The 15,928-nt window shown below is 49.7% G+C and carries 20 protein-coding genes; 5 read left to right on the plus strand and 15 right to left on the minus strand.

Annotated elements, in window-relative coordinates:
• Window positions 1-63: 63 nt before the first annotated feature.
• The 3 genes from thsA to MLAB_RS01075 all read right to left on the minus strand — a co-directional run bounded on the left by thsA (window position 64) and on the right by MLAB_RS01075 (window position 4,225).
• Window positions 64-1,719 carry a thermosome subunit alpha gene (gene thsA, locus MLAB_RS01065; RefSeq protein ID WP_011832583.1) on the minus strand — a complete coding sequence of 552 codons (1,656 nt, stop codon included), beginning with the start codon at window positions 1,717-1,719 and terminating at the stop codon, window positions 64-66.
• Between the two features lie 185 nt (window positions 1,720-1,904).
• The gene (locus MLAB_RS01070; RefSeq protein ID WP_011832584.1) at window positions 1,905-3,035 is read right to left on the minus strand and encodes a pyridoxal phosphate-dependent aminotransferase; all 1,131 of its coding nucleotides are present in this window, start codon (window positions 3,033-3,035) and stop codon (window positions 1,905-1,907) included.
• 59 nt (window positions 3,036-3,094) lie between these two features.
• Window positions 3,095-4,225, minus strand: coding sequence for a pyridoxal-phosphate-dependent aminotransferase family protein (locus tag MLAB_RS01075; RefSeq protein ID WP_048061944.1), 1,131 nt, complete (start codon window positions 4,223-4,225; stop codon window positions 3,095-3,097).
• A 64-nt stretch (window positions 4,226-4,289) separates the two neighbouring features.
• Between MLAB_RS01075 and MLAB_RS01080 the strand changes: the two genes are divergently transcribed.
• Window positions 4,290-4,679, plus strand: coding sequence for a 5-(carboxyamino)imidazole ribonucleotide mutase (locus MLAB_RS01080; RefSeq protein ID WP_011832586.1), 390 nt, complete (start codon window positions 4,290-4,292; stop codon window positions 4,677-4,679).
• 90 nt (window positions 4,680-4,769) lie between these two features.
• On the opposite strand, the gene MLAB_RS01085 is transcribed toward MLAB_RS01080, so the two are convergent.
• The 3 genes from MLAB_RS01085 to MLAB_RS01095 form a co-directional block, all read right to left on the minus strand.
• Window positions 4,770-5,561 carry a transporter substrate-binding domain-containing protein gene (locus tag MLAB_RS01085; RefSeq protein WP_011832587.1) on the minus strand — a complete coding sequence of 264 codons (792 nt, stop codon included), beginning with the start codon at window positions 5,559-5,561 and terminating at the stop codon, window positions 4,770-4,772.
• A gap of 99 nt (window positions 5,562-5,660) precedes the next feature.
• Window positions 5,661-5,957: a ferredoxin-thioredoxin reductase catalytic domain-containing protein gene (locus tag MLAB_RS01090; RefSeq protein WP_011832588.1), complete on the minus strand. Its 297-nt coding sequence runs from the start codon at window positions 5,955-5,957 to the stop codon at window positions 5,661-5,663.
• Window positions 5,958-6,015: 58 nt separating this feature from the next.
• Window positions 6,016-6,489: a peptide deformylase gene (locus tag MLAB_RS01095; RefSeq protein WP_011832589.1), complete on the minus strand. Its 474-nt coding sequence runs from the start codon at window positions 6,487-6,489 to the stop codon at window positions 6,016-6,018.
• 55 nt (window positions 6,490-6,544) lie between these two features.
• Here MLAB_RS01095 and MLAB_RS01100 point away from each other — a divergent pair, with 55 nt between their 5' ends.
• Together MLAB_RS01100 and MLAB_RS01105 are read left to right on the plus strand one after the other, a co-directional pair.
• A complete protein-coding gene (locus MLAB_RS01100) occupies window positions 6,545-6,871 on the plus strand; it encodes a YunC family protein (RefSeq protein ID WP_011832590.1) in 327 nt (108 codons plus the stop codon).
• A gap of 37 nt (window positions 6,872-6,908) precedes the next feature.
• Window positions 6,909-8,216: a PEGA domain-containing protein gene (locus MLAB_RS01105; RefSeq protein ID WP_011832591.1), complete on the plus strand. Its 1,308-nt coding sequence runs from the start codon at window positions 6,909-6,911 to the stop codon at window positions 8,214-8,216.
• A gap of 146 nt (window positions 8,217-8,362) precedes the next feature.
• Here the strand turns inward: MLAB_RS01105 and fhcD are convergent, their stop codons facing one another.
• The 5 genes from fhcD to hpt form a co-directional block, all read right to left on the minus strand.
• Window positions 8,363-9,247 (minus strand): formylmethanofuran--tetrahydromethanopterin N-formyltransferase, encoded by an 885-nt coding sequence (fhcD, locus tag MLAB_RS01110; protein ID WP_048061946.1) that lies wholly within the window; start codon window positions 9,245-9,247, stop codon window positions 8,363-8,365.
• A 122-nt stretch (window positions 9,248-9,369) separates the two neighbouring features.
• Window positions 9,370-10,551: an MFS transporter gene (locus MLAB_RS01115; RefSeq protein WP_011832593.1), complete on the minus strand. Its 1,182-nt coding sequence runs from the start codon at window positions 10,549-10,551 to the stop codon at window positions 9,370-9,372.
• Entirely contained in the window at window positions 10,548-11,150 is a 603-nt protein-coding gene (locus MLAB_RS01120; RefSeq protein ID WP_011832594.1) for an METTL5 family protein, read from the minus strand. Before MLAB_RS01120 ends, MLAB_RS01115 begins: the two co-directional genes overlap by 4 nt.
• Window positions 11,147-12,097 (minus strand): diphthamide biosynthesis enzyme Dph2, encoded by a 951-nt coding sequence (dph2, locus tag MLAB_RS01125; RefSeq protein WP_011832595.1) that lies wholly within the window; start codon window positions 12,095-12,097, stop codon window positions 11,147-11,149. The genes MLAB_RS01120 and dph2 overlap by 4 nt, the downstream gene beginning before the upstream one ends.
• Window positions 12,081-12,644, minus strand: a complete 564-nt coding sequence (gene hpt / locus MLAB_RS01130) for a hypoxanthine/guanine phosphoribosyltransferase (RefSeq protein ID WP_011832596.1) — start codon at window positions 12,642-12,644, stop codon at window positions 12,081-12,083. Before hpt ends, dph2 begins: the two co-directional genes overlap by 17 nt.
• A gap of 83 nt (window positions 12,645-12,727) precedes the next feature.
• Here hpt and MLAB_RS01135 point away from each other — a divergent pair, with 83 nt between their 5' ends.
• Window positions 12,728-13,216, plus strand: a complete 489-nt coding sequence (locus MLAB_RS01135; RefSeq protein ID WP_011832597.1) for a hypothetical protein — start codon at window positions 12,728-12,730, stop codon at window positions 13,214-13,216.
• Between the two features lies 1 nt (window position 13,217).
• On the opposite strand, the gene MLAB_RS01140 is transcribed toward MLAB_RS01135, so the two are convergent.
• From MLAB_RS01140 to MLAB_RS01155, 4 genes are read right to left on the minus strand one after another with little or no spacing between them, the layout of a single operon-like run.
• Window positions 13,218-13,775, minus strand: a complete 558-nt coding sequence (locus MLAB_RS01140) for a manganese efflux pump MntP (protein WP_011832598.1) — start codon at window positions 13,773-13,775, stop codon at window positions 13,218-13,220.
• The gene (locus tag MLAB_RS01145) at window positions 13,775-14,059 is read right to left on the minus strand and encodes a DUF1894 domain-containing protein (protein WP_011832599.1); all 285 of its coding nucleotides are present in this window, start codon (window positions 14,057-14,059) and stop codon (window positions 13,775-13,777) included. The genes MLAB_RS01140 and MLAB_RS01145 overlap by 1 nt, the downstream gene beginning before the upstream one ends.
• A complete protein-coding gene (locus MLAB_RS01150; protein ID WP_011832600.1) occupies window positions 14,038-14,499 on the minus strand; it encodes a DUF1890 domain-containing protein in 462 nt (153 codons plus the stop codon). The genes MLAB_RS01145 and MLAB_RS01150 overlap by 22 nt, the downstream gene beginning before the upstream one ends.
• A 50-nt stretch (window positions 14,500-14,549) precedes the next feature.
• Entirely contained in the window at window positions 14,550-15,056 is a 507-nt protein-coding gene (locus MLAB_RS01155) for a DUF367 family protein (RefSeq protein ID WP_011832601.1), read from the minus strand.
• A gap of 39 nt (window positions 15,057-15,095) precedes the next feature.
• Between MLAB_RS01155 and MLAB_RS01160 the strand changes: the two genes are divergently transcribed.
• Window positions 15,096-15,926, plus strand: a complete 831-nt coding sequence (locus MLAB_RS01160) for a nucleoside 2-deoxyribosyltransferase (protein ID WP_011832602.1) — start codon at window positions 15,096-15,098, stop codon at window positions 15,924-15,926.
• The last annotated feature ends 2 nt before the right edge of the window (window positions 15,927-15,928 follow it).

Raw genomic sequence — 15,928 nt, forward strand, 5'->3', positions numbered from 1 at the left:
AGTTAAAGTTCCTGAATGATGAAAAAAACGGAATGGGAGTATTCTCCCGGGGATTTGATGTATTTACATCATTCCTGGGGGCATGCCGCCCATACCGCCCATGCCTCCGCCCATTGCGGCCATCTCTTCGGGTGATGGTCCTGCGGACTTTGCGGATGCGATGACATCATCGATTCTGAGAATCATGACTGCGGCTTCTGCTGCTGAGGAAATAGCCTGGGTCTTTACGCGGAGCGGCTCTACAACGCCTGCTTCCCACATGTCGACTGCCTTTCCTTCAAAGACATCGAGACCGTAGGTCTTCTTGCCTTTCTCGTGTGCTGCACGGAGCTCTACGAGCTTGTCGATTGGGTCGAGACCTGCATTCTCTGCAAGGGTTCTCGGGATAACTTCAAGGGCGCCTGCGAATGCTTCGATTGCGAGCTGGATACGTCCGCCCTGGGTTGCTGCGTATTCGCGGAGTCTGAGGGAAAGCTCAACTTCCGGTGCTCCTCCTCCGGCGACGACCTTCTTGTCTTCAACGACACAGGCAACGACACGGAGTGCATCTTCCAGTGCACGGCCGAGTTCGTCGACAACGTGGTCTGTTCCGCCTTTGATGATGATTGAGACTGCTTTGGGGTTCTTGCATTTCTCAACGAAGATCATCTCTTCGCCGCCTACTTTGCGTTCTTCAACAATTCCTGCAACACCAAGCTCGTCAGCAGAGATGGCGTCGATGGAGGAGATGAGTGCTCCGCCGGTTGCACGTGCAAGTTTCTCCATATCGGATTTCTTTACACGGCGGGTTGCGAAGATGCCTGCCTTGGAGAGGTAGTGCTGAGCAATGTCGTCGATACCTTTCTGACAGAAGAGGACGTTTGCGCCGGATGCTTTGATCTTCTCGACGATGCCTTTGATCATGCGCTCTTCCTCATCGAGGAACATCTGGAGCTGATCTGGGGAGGTGATGGAGATCTCTGCATCGACTTCGGTCTTCTTGTATTCGACTGCTGCGTTGAGCAGAAGGATCTTTGCGTTCTTGACGGATTTGGGCATGCCCGGGTGGACACGTTCCTTGTCGATGATCATACCTTCGATGATCTCGGACTCTTCGATTGAGCCGCCGACACGTTTCTCGACTTTGACGTTCTCGGTGTCAACTGTTCCATCAGCATCTGCAACGAGCGTGATTGCACGAACGATCAGGTCACAGAGTTTGTCTTTGGAAGCTTCTGCGTTTTTACCGGTCATTGCGGTTCCGGCGATCTTGGAAAGGATCGCGGTGTCCTTTGCCTTGACGTCGATTGCGATGGTCTGGAGAAGTTCCTGTGCTTTCTCGGCTGCCTGTCTGTATCCAAGGGTGATGACGGTCGGGTGAACGTCCATCTCGAGAAGTTCTTCGGACTTCTTTAAGAGTTCGCCTGCAATGACGACTGCGGTGGTGGTTCCGTCTCCGACTTCGTCATCCTGAGTCTTTGCGATCTCGACCATCATCTTTGCTGCCGGGTGTTCAATGTCCATCTCTTTGAGGATGGTCACACCGTCATTGGTGATAACGACATCTCCAATGGTGTCAACGAGCATCTTGTCCATGCCTTTCGGACCAAGGGTGGATCTTACGGCACCGGCAACGGCTTTTGCTGCTGCGATGTTCATGCTCTGTGCATCCCGTCCGCGAGTACGGTTTCCTCCTTCTTTGAGGATTAAGATTGGCTGTCCGCCAAGTTGTGCTGACATAGTATAATCACCTATACCCTGTTTCGACAGAGTAATGTATGGAATATGTTGTTTAGTGGTTCTATATAAACATGATTATTTTTGACGGTCATCTGCGATGTTTCCGGGGCGTATCCCCACGACGTAATGGAGGATACCCGATACGCGCCGAAGAAAAAAAGAAGGCAGGTATGGTTTCTCTTATATTAGAGAACAGCTTCTATTCTGTTGAGTGCTTCTTCCAGTCTTTCGAGGGATGCTGCGTAGGAGATCCGAATCCATCCTGGAGCTCCAAACGCAAATCCCGGGGTTGCCGCCACATGAGCTTTGTCAAGCCAAAGATTTGCTGTTGCCCCATCATCGCCTCCGCAGTTGATGAATGCATAGAATGCACCGTTTGCCGGTGCAGTTTTCAGTCCCATGCCGGCAAGTCTGCCGATGACATATTTTTTCCGTATCTCGAACTCTTTTCGCATCGATTCGACACAGGTCTGGTCACCTGTGAGGGCAGCAACGCCTCCCCACATAGCAAAGGTGTTGACGTTTCCAACCGAGTGCTGCATGACTTTATCCATGTACGGGATAACGTTTTCCGGAGCCGAGATATAGCCAAGTCTCCATCCGGTCATCGCGTAGGCTTTGGAAAATCCGTTGATGGTGATCGTGCGTTCATCCATATCCGGCAGGGATCCCATCGACACATGCTCCTGACCATAGACGAGTTTTTCGTAGATCTCGTCTGAAAGACAATACAGGTCGTGATCGATGCAGGCATCCGCAAGGATCCTGAGCGATGAACGGCCGAGGATCGAACCGGTGGGGTTCGATGGCGTGTTCACGATGATCATCTTGGTCTTATCAGTGATTTTTTCGTATAGGGACTCATCGACCTGGAAATTTTCGTTGAGAGAATGATGAACTGCTTTTCCTCGTGCAATAGTGACGCAAGGGTCGTATGAGACCCACGCCGGATCAAGAATAATCACTTCATCGCCGGGATTTAGGCATGCCATCATTGTGATCCGAATGGCATCCTTGGCTCCGCTTGTACAGAGGATTCTGTTCTGATGTGTCGGGATATGGTTTTCCGTATTGAGTTTATCGGCGATCGCTTTGGTCAGGGCAGGGATGCCACGGGACGGTGCATAATGAGTCTCGCCACGGTGCAGGGCATCTATTGCAGCCTGAGTAATATGAGAGGGCGTAGCGAAGTCCGGTTCACCGACGGCGAGGCTGATCACATCAATCCCTTTGGCGACCATATCCTTTGAACGGTTGTTCATCGCCATCGTTGCAGACGGAGGGACTGCAGCGATGTTTTCTGAAAGAGGCAACATACTATCTATGTCTGTTCTGCAAGATATTTAAGGAAAGACGTTGGTCTGAAAAAAAGAGATTAGGATAAGAAATCGACTGCTGCGGAAAGTCCGTCGCCTTCGAGATTGTAGCCGGCTTTCTTGAAGCACATCTGAACAGCTGCAATGGTTGCGATGATCTCGGGCGTATCGATAATACCCATATTTCCGATTCTGAAGATCTTTCCTTTGAACCGATCCTGCCCGCCGGCAAACTCGATTCCCATCTTTTTGCAGGCTCCACGGATTTTTGCATCTTCGACGCCTTCCGGATAGAAGAATCCGGTGACGGTGTTCGATGCTTTTTGCAGAGCATCGACCTGAGGTACAAGCGAAAGACCCCATGCTTCGCCGGCTGCGCGAACGGCGCCGGACATTCTGTGGTGGCGTGCGATCCTGTTTTCAAGCCCCTCTTCTTCGATGAGTCTGCATGCTTCGCGCAGTGCGAGGAACAACGGAACGGCCGGTGTTGCCGGAGTTTCCATCGGGTTGCCGTCGGCTGATTTCTTTGCCTTCTTTAAGTCGAGATAGAACGGTCTGTTCTCGGAGAGTCTGTCCCAGGCTCTCTGTGAAACGGAAACGGCGGCAAGTCCTGCAGGGGCTGCCAGACATTTCTGGCTTCCGACGATCGTTACATCAGCGCCCCAGGCATCTGCCTTAACGACGTCTCCGCCGATCGAAGTGATCGCATCGAGGATGAACAGTGCATCGTATTTTCGTGCTAGTTTTCCAACCTCTTCGGCTGGATTCAGGATTGCTGCAGAGGTTTCGTTGTGGACGAGAGTTACGACTTCTGCGCCGTTTTCCAGTTCCTGTTTGAGGGCTTCGAGATTCAGCGCATGTCCCCACTCTGATTCGATCATCGTGGTCTCGCCGTAGATCTTGGAGATCAGGCCGAGTCTTTCTCCGAACTTTCCATTCACGAGGGATACGATTTTTTTGCCTTTGGCAAACGAGCCGATCGCAGCTTCCTGACCAGCAGTTCCCGAGCCGGAGAGGACAAGCATATCGTTTGTCGTGCCGAAGATGGGTTTTAAGCCTCTGACAATATCTGCATAGCAGTCGCCAAACTCCGTACTCCGGTGGTTGATTGCCTGTTTCGTCATTGCATTCCGGACCGTTTCGGGCATCGGAACGGGTCCCGGCATCATGAGCAGTGTTTCTTTATACATGGGAAAGTCTGTTACATATATGAGAATAAACATACATATAGTAATTCCATAGAGGTTGTATCAGATGCCAGAAGTCGCAGTTATAGCAGGTTCGGTTTCGGACCAGGCGATCGTTGATAAGGCAACGGCCGTTCTTCAGTCATACAATATTTCTTTCGATGTTCAGTTTATCTCCGCTCACCGCGATGCCGATAAACTGGATGAATACGTGAAATCTTCGGATGCACTGATTTTCATTTGTATCGCCGGCATGTCGGCTGCTCTACCGGGTGTTGTCGCGGCGAGAACGAAAAAACCGGTGATCGGCGTCCCCGTTTCCGGGAAAATTGCCGGCGGACTGGACGCTCTACTTTCGATCGCACAGATGCCAAAAGGCGTCCCGGTTGCCTGCATGGCGGTCGACGGCGGGGAAAACGCGGGACATTTCGCAGCAAGAATTCTTGGCAAAAACTAATTTTTCAGTTGATTCATTCACTTCAGATTTTGGAGTGACACAACATCTTTAAAAAATAAGAGGCTGCCGATTTTGGCACCCGATCTCGAATTATGCTTCGATAATGTACTTTGCTTTAAGTTCGTTCCATTTCTCGGAAGCCATTAATTTGGTGAGTCCGTCGTTGATGAGTTTCTGAAGCTCGGTGTCGCCGTTTCTCATAGCTACGGCATACTCTTCGCCGGTCGGGATTGTAGCAAGCATGACAATTCCATCTTTGCCTTTGATGTAGTCTTTGATGTTTACATCATCAAAGATGACAGCCTGCACGAGTCCGTTCTCCAGAGCAACCATCGACTGCGGGAAGGTGTCGTAGAGTTTGATCTTTCCGTCTTTTACCATCTGGTCATATTTTGCCTGACCGAAGAAGTCATCACTCTGGATATACTGATCAGCAGAGCAGCTTCTCTGGACACCGATCGTAAGATTTCCTGCCTTGAACTGATCCAGCGTTACGGTAGAACCGTTCTTTACGGCAACACCCTGGTCCACACTCCAGTACGGCTTTGAGAAGGTCACCTGTGCAGCACGCTCAGGTGTGATAGTCATTCCTGAGTAGACCATATCGATCTTGTTTGCAAGAAGTGCCGGAATGATTCCGTCCCATGCGACTGCCTTGATTTCGACATTGAATCCTTCCTGTTCTGCGATCCACTGGATCGATTCAACATCGAATCCGACGAAGTTGCCGCTTTCATCAACGTACGAATAGGGCGGGTAGTCTCCGTCGATACCCACGATATACGTTTTTTTCTCAGTTTGGTTACTGACACAACCTGCGGTTAGAACAGCAGATACAACAAGAAGGGCTATGATTACCCCAAAAAACACTTTTCTATCCATCTGTTAATCATTTTAATTTATCCTATAAATCACTTACTTCCCATTCAAAAAATGGTGTGACCTATTAAAAGAAGTGTGTGAAATTGTATTCATATATCGTTATTTTTTGAAATACAGGTAACAATGACAGTGACCAAATGCCTCGATGTCTGCAGGTGCGTCCCTGCAAGGACAGAGATATATCTTATCAGCTTCGGCATCGCCGGTCGGGATACGGCATGGACAGAATCGTTTTCCATATACAAGTTTGTTTCTGGCAATTCCTTCGATGGTTGAATCGGTTACATCTTTGTTTTCATTCAGGACCCAGCCCTTTTTTACTGCAACTTTCTCGATCGAGGGGCGGATTTGCTCAGCGACTTCCTTTATTTCCTCGCGTGTTGGAATGAGATTCATTATCAAATATTCCTTTTCAGAAGTTATCAGGGTTTGGTTTATGGAAAATATATCTCCGTTATTTTTCCAGGGATTTGAGGATCATGCGTTTCTGGATTGGTTTCAGATGATCAAGATAGAGTATCCCTTCATGATGATCTTTTTCATGCAGAAAAGCCCGGGCAGCAATTCCTTTGAGTTCGGTCTCGATCGTCTCACCGGAAATATCGAGGTATCTGCAGGTGATCTTTCCAGGGCGGCGGACCGGCCGCTGGATCCCTGGAATACAGGGACTTCCCTCCATTTCTTCAACAAGTGCCCCTTCTTTCAATACTTCCGGATTCGCTCCTTTGATGGTTACCCCTCCGGCATTTACAATGAAGAGGCGTTTCGATACGCCTATCTGGGGAGCTGAAAGACCAATGCATTTGTTGTGGATCATTGTGTCCCACATGTTCGTCAGGATCTCTAATTCCAGCGGGCCGATGTTTTGCACCGTTTCCGCATGCAAAAAGAGGACAGGGTCTCCGTATTTTCGTATCTCGCAGATCATAGATTTTGTATTATCGCTGGAATTGTTTTAGTGTTGTGATTACACATACATATGCATGGATCTACAGTATGATCGTCCAGGACATGCATTTGGAACCGTAAACGGGGTCGAACTCGAAGGATTCTGTCTGCCGGTGCCTCCGTCGAATCTGATATTTATTACGGCTCCGGGCGTATTTCTCGGATGCGGTTTTTTTGATATGCGGACCTTTGACAAACTTGGGATAGCTGCCGTCAGGATCACAGGTGTATCAACGCTCGAAGAACTTCTTGCAGGCAAGATCGCGGAGCTGACACAATCTGCAGAGACATCGGGTATTCGGGTCGGGATGACTGGAAATGATGCACTTCTGCGTATTTGTTCCCCGCATACACACCTCTAAGCAAAGATTTTTTAGTAATCACTCCGTTGTATTAACTATGAAACAGTCTGTTCTTACTGTATTAGTAGTATTGGCTGCTCTTTCCTTACTTTGTCTCCCTGCTTTGGCAATCGAGATAGGTTCGGATACTGCAACCATTTATGTAACGTCAACTCCGTCTGGAGCAACAGCAACCGATTCCGGCACCGGGAAGACCATTACTACGCCGGGTAATTTTGTCATCTATACGACTGGTACGCCAGTTGATCATTACATAACCGTGTCAAAACCAGGGTATTATGATTATCATTATGATGCCGGCTCTGTTTTCACGGTAGGCGATTATGTCACGGTCAATGCCTTATTGGTTCCGATCCCGACCAACGGTTATCTTTCCGTGTCCTCGAGTCCTTCGGGTGCCCTTGTTTACATTGATGGAGTATACAAAGGAGTCAGTCCTCTCACGGTTACTCTTGCAGCAGGTTCACACAGTATTAGTATGGTGATGTCCGGATATAACTCATGGTCCGGCTCGACAACGGTGAATGCAGGTCAGACCACGGAGGTTTCCGCAACCCTGACCCCGTCCGTGACATACGGATATCTTTCCGTCTCTTCCAGCCCGTCGAATGCGGATGTTTACATCAATGGTGTTTACAAAGGTGATACCTCATTCACGATCGGTCTGAACCCGGGAACCTATCAGGTCACGGTAAAGAAATCCGGCTACACATCGTATACAACGACAGCAACGGTGAATGCAGGTACGACAACATCGGTTTCGGCCAGTCTCCAACCGAGTGCAAATGCTTATGTCCAGATTGCTTCCTATCCGTCCGGTGCTGCCGTCTATATTGACGGAAGTTATGTTGGAAACACCCAGTACTCCACGGCATCCAATCCGAACTATCTGAATGCAGGTCCATTTACGCCCGGAACATCTCATACGCTCCTCTTCACCCTTGACAACTACAACCCCTACTCTACGTCATTCGTATTGAGTTCAGGTGAGACCAGAACGATTTCTGCAACACTTGTCCCGGTTACGCCAGTCATAACTACTGCAACTCTTCAGATTACCTCAGATCCGTCTGGTGCTGATGTGTATGTGGATAATGTGTTCAGAGGAGTTACCCCGGTGAATTTAAACGACATTACAGCCGGTACTCACACCGTACTTCTCCAGAACACTGGATATGATGACTGGTCCCAGTCCATTTCTTTCTCAGCTGGTCAGACTGTTGAGAGAACCGTTGTGCTGTCTCCGAAGGTTGTTCCAACGCCAACCTCCACACCTGCCCCGTTCATCGGCCTCCTTGCCGGACTTGGGGTCTGCGGAATTTTGTTCGCTGCAAGACGCCGGTAAACATTCCGGTTTCAAGACCACTCAATTTTTGAGGGTCTTCCTTTTTTTGCAAATCAATTAAAAGACAACTCTTCAGTGTTCTTTGGAGAATACCATAGGTTCTGAAGAAGTTGCGTCAGCTGAAATAGAACATACGTAAAAAAAAGTTAGATGCAGTCCTTCAAGTGGAACTTGAAGGGACCGAGGTTTCCGCCGTAGTTTCCTGCGGTGATCTTTACGACACCTGGAACTCTGCATGCTGCCTGAACACCGACTTTCATAGCCTCCTTGACTGCTGCTTCGGAGACACCGTCGATGACGATCTCGTAAACTGCCTTGACGCCTTCGGGGATCTCGGTTTCCGGGACCTTCTCGCGGATCGTGGGGCAGAACTTTTCGTTGGTGGATGCACCCATGAATTTGTATTTCAGGGAACCGACTTTGGATCCTGAGGATACAACTCCGCCGGGGAACGGGGTGATGGTTCCGGGAACACAGCTGATTGCATCGACTGCTGCTTCTGCTGCGATGAGTGCTGACATCTGAGAGTCTCCCATAATCAGGAAGTTACCGCCGGCAACGCCTTTAATTGCTCCGACTTCTTCTTCTACAACAAAGTTGCCGCCCATGATTGGGATGGACCAGCAGTTGATTCCGCCAACGACGACTTTGGATTCGTATCCATCGCCGAAGAAGTGGAGTTTTACCGGGATGATCTCTTCAGAGCCTGCTTTTCCATTGAAAACGGCGGTTGTGGGTGCAGTTAAAACACACTCGGCAATGCGCTCAAGAACCTGCTCTTTAAGTGCCTTCTTACCACAGCAGAGCATGATTGCATATCCCGGGCGGTTGTCGGGGGTTTCCGATGCCGGAACGAACCGTTCGATTCCTGCTTCGCAGGGGCAGCCGATGGTTGAGGTTGCAAAACCGGTTGCTTCGGTTGCTGCTTTGTATGCCCACTCTTTCGTTACTGCAGTGATGATTACACGGGCAGCCCACACCGGGAAGCCTTCTGCATATGTGTCTTCAAGAATTACACCGTTGAATTCCATATTATATGAATTGGGCATGGTGGTAAATAGCGTTTGCGGGTTGACACACGCTGCAGCCGGATAATGGAGCAAGATATGCCGTTGTTCTAAAAAAATAGGGGATGTTGAGGATTCCAACTGAGTTATTCAACAGGTTTATGGGTACGGTTAAGCAGTTTCAGCGGATATGGGAGAGCAATGCAGAGAACGATGGCGGCAACCATCAGCCATACCTGCGAGAATAATGCTGTCGGCATACCTATGGCATCCGCCATAATGCCGATAACCATAATCGCCACGGCTGCTAACCCTTGGGGGATGCCGATTATGATTCCGGATGCAAGTCCGACACTTCCCGGCATAAGTTCCTGGACTGTTGCGATTTCAACAGAGGCAGTCGCCATCATGAAAAATCCGGCAATCACGAGAGATATGACCGACCCAACTCCTGATAGGAGAAATATGCCGAAGTAGGCAGCCGTCGCTCCGATATAAGCCGTGAACATAACCTCTTTTCTTCCGATCTTGTCGGATAGAGGTCCGGCGATGAGGGTGCCGAACATTCCTGCAAAGATCATACAGCTGACAACACCAGTCGCCAGAAGGTAATCAACTCCTGCATATGTGGTTAGATAGACGGCGGCAAAGGCGAGAAATCCGTAGTAGACCCAAGTTCGAAGTGAACTTATGCCGAGAACAAAAACGGCGTTTCTCCATTTCGGTTTTACCGTCTCTGTATCCACGGATTTCGGTGGAAGGAACGCCGGTTTCTGCTGGTGTTTCCTCAGTAAAACTGCCACAATGACTGCTGGAATAATGAGCCATATAAGTGCCGGGAATCCTCCCCATGCAAATAATGCTCCGGTAACGAGAGGTGCCGCTCCGTATCCAAAGGATCCACCGACCGAGAAGAGCGAAAGGAACGTTCCGCGATTTGCCGAGGTGGTGAACTGATGGATCTGCTGGTAGGCATTCGGATGGAACATGGAATTTCCAGCTCCTGCAACCACTGCCATGGTGAGAAGCACCCAGTAATTCTGGGTAAATCCGAATACCGCGATGGCAAGGCCGGTAATAAGAATACACCAGGATATCCCCGGGACCCACCGACCCTTATCGATCATCCAGCCGGTCAATGGCTGGAATATTACCATAGTTAGCGTGACGAGGGTAAACAGACATCCTGCCATTGCATAGGAGGTGATCCCCTGCTCGGTAAATATCGGAATCAGTGCCGGGAGGATAGCCGGAACCACGGGGATGTAAAAGTCCGCTGCCCCGTGACCTGCGGCAAGACCGGCAATGCGTTTTGTAAGATCGTTCATGATATTCTCTCTAAACGGATGATCTCAACCGGGATCTCCAGATGTTCTTTTGTGTGGAAAGCGAATTGTTTTGGAATATTCAGCATGGCTGCCGTTTTTGAGGTGATAACAGCTGTATTTTTTGTGTATGCTTCGAGAAACGGGATGCTGCCTTTGTTGAAGATCCCATAGCAGACTGGCGCCGTCAGGAGAGCGAAGTCGATAAACGGCCGGTCGGCATGCTCTTTCTGCGCCCCGAACGGGGGATTCATCAGGACCGTATCTGCAGAAAGCGGTTCGGCGGTTTCATCGATGCGCATTCGCAGCCATTCGATATCGACCCCGAACTTTTCAGCATTTTTTCTGGCAATTTTCAGGGCAGCTTCGTCTATATCGACACCAGTGACCGATGCTCCAAGGAGTGCCGCCCCTATCGAAAGCATTCCTGTACCGCAGCCAAGATCTACGACCGTCATGCCTTCGATATCGCCGGCCAGGGCTGCTTCGTGCAGAAGCCTCGCTGCAAGCGGGGCAGGCGTCATATATTGTTCAAGTTCGGCAACCGGCGAGTGAAATCCCTGTACCTTCTGCAGGCACATCTCAAGTTGTCTGAGTTTCATGGTAAAATTTCATCGATGACATAATCGTCCCAACTGCGTTTTCCAAGAACGATCTCAAATTCGGCAGGCGAGAGGACCGGCACGGGAAACCGGCTCTGGTCATCCAGAGCAAGTCTCGGGCATGCTGTATTCACATAGGCATCGAAGCCGAGATTTCTCAGCTGCATCTCGGATATCTCCCGAATCAGAATGACCGTGGCATTTTCGTTCAAGGTGGCAAGCCGTTCAGCAAGTTCACGGCGTGCCTGACCCGATTTGGAAGAGAGCAGGATCCCGAATGTTTTCGCACTTTTTGCCTTTTCGATCTGAGCAAACCGTTTTCTCAAAAGACGGTCGGCAGAAACTTCCTGCAGGATACCGTCGGCGAACGGGTCGAGAGAGAAGGTTGGTTTTTTCGTGGCAAGCGATACGCCGATCGCATGAAAAACGCCGGTCCCGATGAACAGGTATGCTTCGGCGTTTGCATTTTTTGCCGAAGCATAGGTACATCCAAGAACCTGGCCGTCGAGCGGGGTTCGCGAGGATCCCTCTCCGATCACGGCGTTCACTCCGTGTTCATTCAGCCACCTGCAGATTGCCTTTGTCTGATGGGCGTGCTGGATCGTCGTTGTGACCCCGACCGATGCATATTTCTTGAGTTGAGGCACGGCGGATTCCAGAATTTCAAGGGGAATGTCCTGCTGGAATGGGAGATAGATGACGTTTTTTTCCGGAGTCACCGGGGTGTGCCCGACATGGACGAGAACATCCGCCCACTCCAAAGCATCCAGACTCAGATCGCAGGCTCCCCAGCAGGCATCTCCGCTGATCAGGACATCGAACCCCTCCTCTTTTAGAGCTCTGGAGATCTCCGCTGCTTGTCGTTTCAGCCCTTCGGGCAGCTGAACTGCGATCCTTTTTGCATTTCGGCTTTTTAGCTGGGTAATAACTTCAGAAAGCTGAATCAATGATCTTCACACCGTTTTCGTCAACATCGATCGTGACAAGTGTTTTGTAGGGAATGCCGATATCTGGAGATCCTCTGTTCACAACAAAGAGAATATCCACAAGTTCCGCCCCGGCAATTTTCAGTGCCGGGAGGATCCCTTTGATCGTGCCGCCGGTACTGATGACATCGTCAATGATCACGACTCTGTCGCCTTTATGCACACAGTTCATATAGAGGGTTCCTTTGGAGTATCCGGTCTCCTGACCGATGACGACTTCGCCCGGCAGACGGTATTCCCGTTTTCTGATAACAACGAAGGGAATGCCGGTCGCAAGAGTTAGCGCAGTCCCTATGTGGATTCCCATTGCCTCGGATACCACGATCTTATCGACGTTTTTCAGATCGAGGGACACCATCATCGCCGCCGTCACATCACGCAGAAGTTCCGCCGTGACTTCCGGGATGCCGTCTGTCAGAGGATTGATGAAATAATTATAGACCACCCCGTCTTTTTCCCGTTTGACCATAGGACATGTCAGAAGGGATTCTTTGAGGATTTCAAGCATGCCTCATATGTTGACTTTTCTTACAAATACGTCTAACGCCGGCGAGACAAGGTTTTTCTGTTCGTGCCGCTAATGCTCTTTCAATGAAATACATTCCGGCTGTTCTTTTGCTGACAGTTTTGCTCGTTTCTAGTGCCGGCTGTATCAGTCTTGGGACACAGACGACCGACATCGTCATGGGCAATGAAACGGTTGGTCATATTTACGTTACTCCGGTCACCGATAATCTCCTTTCAAACGAATCGGTGACGGAAAAGTTCGATATAACGGTGGAACTCTTCGGGTTTACCTTCACCAAAGAAGGCGTAACGCAAAGCGAAACTGAAGATATCATTGGAACCCTTTCATCCGTCAATACGACAGACACCTCTTCACTGCTTGATCTTGGGTTCATTCCTTCGCTTGACGAGCTCTCTCCTGACGATCCGGATGATTTCCTGCACCAGATCCTTACCATGCCGGTAACCAATCTGGAAAATGAGGCAGCACTCGACTCGATCGATTTTGACGGCGCCGGGGCTCGGATCCAGGCATCAGCCGAACGTATCGCCAATCTTTTGGGTCTTGCCTGATTCACAGACAGTATTCGATTAAAAATTTGATGCCGATCAGAACGAGGATAACTCCTCCCAGAATCTGCATTTTGTTTCCAAGGATACTGCTGAGTTTGTGACCCGCGAGGACCCCAAAAAATGAGAACAGAAAGGCGACCACGCCGATGATCACTGCCGGGAGAAGGACTGCCTCGCCGATCAAAGCAAAACTTATTCCAACGGCGAGGGCATCTATGCTCGTTGCAACGGCTAAAAGCAGCAGCACTTTCCATCCAATCAGACTGATTCCCTCTTCATCTCCGGAAAAACTGTCCCAGATCATTTTTCCGCCGATAAAAAAGAACAGACCTACTACGATCCAGTAGCCGAACGGATCGATCACCTGCGTGATGGGGACCCCGATCCCCCATCCTAAGAGCGGCATGGCAAACTGGAAAAATCCGAAAAATATTCCGGCAGTCACCGCTGTTTTTACGATATTATCTTTGAGCGCTGCACCGCCGGCGAGCGATACGGAGAACGAATCCATCGCGAGGCCGACCGCGATGACCAGTGATGAGAGGAGAAGATCGGTCATTAAAAGACGGGTTTTCCGTTTCGGCGAACATGATCGACGCCCTCAGGATCCTCGACGACGACGACAAACGTGCCGTGACAGGGTTTCGTGTAGGCATAAACGAGTTTTTCATTGGCAACGCCGACGATAAGCGGCGGTATCCCGATGAGAGCTTTTTCGAGCAGTTTGAATCCGGGAGGGACTTCGTATTTTTCCGTACTATTTTTTCTGATGATCTCCCGTGCTTCTTTGAAACTGCAGTTCTTTGCCAGAATCTCGTAGTTCATATTTTCAAGACAGCCCATTCGAGTACCTCATCTAATTTTATGAGAAGGGGCCGGGTGTTGTGCGTCACCGGAGCCACGACTTTTTCTGTTGGATATTCGATCTCTTCAGCGAGATCATATGCATGTTCGCCGAAAAGCACCGAAATAAGGAGAGATTTCGGGGCTACTGCAGACGTTGTAGCCGTGTAAGTAAGTCCCGCATCGTTGTGGATCAGGGAAATTATCAGCGGATACTGGACCGTTCCGTCGGCCAGTTCTCCAATGGCTTTCTCGACGTCTTTGTATTCCGAGACATAATGACTTTTCGGATCACTGGTTTTTACGAGCTGCTTTGCTGACGGATTTGCCGCAACGACCGGATGGTGCCCAGCATCCTGCAGAAAGTCTGCGATGTACAGAACAAGCGGGGACTGTACAGGGATCTGGGGACAGCCGATTAAAATGAGCACCTCTCCCATAGTAGCTATTCATCTGTTTTGTTAAGGTATAAATATTGGTTTGAGGGTGATTATCCGATATATTCGCTCTGTATTTTAAGAACTTCTTCGCTGTTTTTTGCGTTGGCATACTCTTCCAGTGGCTCTTCGTTGAGTTTGAGGAAATTCAGCCCCCAGTTGAATTTTTCCAGAATACGTACGGCCTGCTCCTGCTCTCCGAGAATCACGAGAGCTGCCGCTATTGCCTCGACCGAGGTAAGCGTGAAGGGTTTTCCAAAATTCACCGGGTTTGCGGCAACGAGAAACGGCAGGGCACGCCGGTTTTTCCAGGGATTGAGGTTGGTAGTATCAAGCACGATCCATGAGCAGTCCAGTGCCGTGATGGATGTGACCCATTTTCTATCCGGGGGTGATATTACGTATTCGGCGGTGGGGTCAAGGAGGAGCGTGGTTTTAGGCACATGAGTGATTTTATTAACGACATTGATCATCCCGAATTTTTGCAGTTTTTTGACAGTACATTTTTTCGGATCACAGGAGTTGTCGCGGTATGCAATGAGTGAGATCAGAATGCCCATGATCTTTATTTATGTCTTCCTGATACAAATAGTATACTCATGTTTATCCTCGCTTCACCCTGTGTTTTGCATGAAAATCTTCGTGCTGACGGCATTACAACCGATGAAGACCGTGAGGTTTTCATAAAATGCAGAAAAAGATGCGAGGAGTTCGGTATCGATATTGTTCCGCTGCCGTGTCCGGAGACGCTGTATCTTGGAACTCCCCGATCCCCCGGGTCATTTACCGAAAGGCTTGATACCCCGGAGTTTTCGGCTCTTCTCGATCGATTGGAGGAGGAGGTAAGGGACCTGATTTCGGTGAAAGGCGAGCCTATCTGCATTCTTGGCGTAAACTCATCTCCGACCTGCGGGGTAACAACCACATATTTCACGAATGAGAAGTCTGTTGGTCCGGGTGTTTTTCTGAAAAGATTCTCCCACTTCTGCGCGGTTGACGCTCGTGTTTTTGCAAAATACCGGATATATCTGGCATCGCCGCTTTTTTCGGAGGCCGAACGCCGGTATAATGCCTATCTTGTTGAAGTTCTTCGACAGAATTTCTTTTTCGTGTATCTCCCTCAGGAGGCCGCTGACACCGAAGACGGTAGAGAGGGATCCCGTGAACAAATTATCTATGAAAAAAATCTATCTGAACTGAAAAGAGCGGATATCGTTGTCGGGGTCATCGACGGATCGGATGCGGATTCTGGGACCGCCTGGGAAATGGGATATGCATTTGCATCCGGAAAACGGGTGATAGCTCTCAGGACGGATTTCCGGAAGTTCAGCGGGAATGAACGGGTGAATCTCATGCTCGAGATGGAGGCAGAGGTCGTTTTGAACGTCGACGAACTCGTTTCGGCACTGGGCTTTCATCCGCTTCCCTGATT

Source organism: Methanocorpusculum labreanum Z, assembly GCF_000015765.1.
GTDB lineage: Archaea > Halobacteriota > Methanomicrobia > Methanomicrobiales > Methanocorpusculaceae > Methanocorpusculum > Methanocorpusculum labreanum.

Excerpts from the sequence above, each read along its gene's own strand:
- MLAB_RS01145 (WP_011832599.1), bottom strand. The coding sequence starts at position 14,059 with ATGGGCTGTCTTGAAAATATGAACTACGAGATTCTGGCAAAGAACTGC.
- MLAB_RS01090 (WP_011832588.1), bottom strand. The coding sequence starts at position 5,957 with ATGAATCTCATTCCAACACGCGAGGAAATAAAGGAAGTCGCTGAGCAA.
- fhcD (WP_048061946.1), bottom strand. The coding sequence starts at position 9,247 with ATGGAATTCAACGGTGTAATTCTTGAAGACACATATGCAGAAGGCTTC.
- MLAB_RS01070 (WP_011832584.1), bottom strand. The coding sequence starts at position 3,035 with ATGTTGCCTCTTTCAGAAAACATCGCTGCAGTCCCTCCGTCTGCAACG.
- MLAB_RS01080 (WP_011832586.1), top strand. The coding sequence starts at position 4,290 with ATGCCAGAAGTCGCAGTTATAGCAGGTTCGGTTTCGGACCAGGCGATC.
- MLAB_RS01160 (WP_011832602.1), top strand. The coding sequence starts at position 15,096 with ATGTTTATCCTCGCTTCACCCTGTGTTTTGCATGAAAATCTTCGTGCT.
- thsA (WP_011832583.1), bottom strand. The coding sequence starts at position 1,719 with ATGTCAGCACAACTTGGCGGACAGCCAATCTTAATCCTCAAAGAAGGA.
- hpt (WP_011832596.1), bottom strand. The coding sequence starts at position 12,644 with ATGCTTGAAATCCTCAAAGAATCCCTTCTGACATGTCCTATGGTCAAA.
- MLAB_RS01100 (WP_011832590.1), top strand. The coding sequence starts at position 6,545 with ATGGATCTACAGTATGATCGTCCAGGACATGCATTTGGAACCGTAAAC.
- MLAB_RS01135 (WP_011832597.1), top strand. The coding sequence starts at position 12,728 with ATGAAATACATTCCGGCTGTTCTTTTGCTGACAGTTTTGCTCGTTTCT.
- MLAB_RS01120 (WP_011832594.1), bottom strand. The coding sequence starts at position 11,150 with ATGAAACTCAGACAACTTGAGATGTGCCTGCAGAAGGTACAGGGATTT.
- MLAB_RS01105 (WP_011832591.1), top strand. The coding sequence starts at position 6,909 with ATGAAACAGTCTGTTCTTACTGTATTAGTAGTATTGGCTGCTCTTTCC.
- MLAB_RS01075 (WP_048061944.1), bottom strand. The coding sequence starts at position 4,225 with ATGTATAAAGAAACACTGCTCATGATGCCGGGACCCGTTCCGATGCCC.
- MLAB_RS01095 (WP_011832589.1), bottom strand. The coding sequence starts at position 6,489 with ATGATCTGCGAGATACGAAAATACGGAGACCCTGTCCTCTTTTTGCAT.
- MLAB_RS01115 (WP_011832593.1), bottom strand. The coding sequence starts at position 10,551 with ATGAACGATCTTACAAAACGCATTGCCGGTCTTGCCGCAGGTCACGGG.
- MLAB_RS01140 (WP_011832598.1), bottom strand. The coding sequence starts at position 13,775 with ATGACCGATCTTCTCCTCTCATCACTGGTCATCGCGGTCGGCCTCGCG.
- MLAB_RS01155 (WP_011832601.1), bottom strand. The coding sequence starts at position 15,056 with ATGGGCATTCTGATCTCACTCATTGCATACCGCGACAACTCCTGTGAT.
- MLAB_RS01150 (WP_011832600.1), bottom strand. The coding sequence starts at position 14,499 with ATGGGAGAGGTGCTCATTTTAATCGGCTGTCCCCAGATCCCTGTACAG.
- MLAB_RS01085 (WP_011832587.1), bottom strand. The coding sequence starts at position 5,561 with ATGGATAGAAAAGTGTTTTTTGGGGTAATCATAGCCCTTCTTGTTGTA.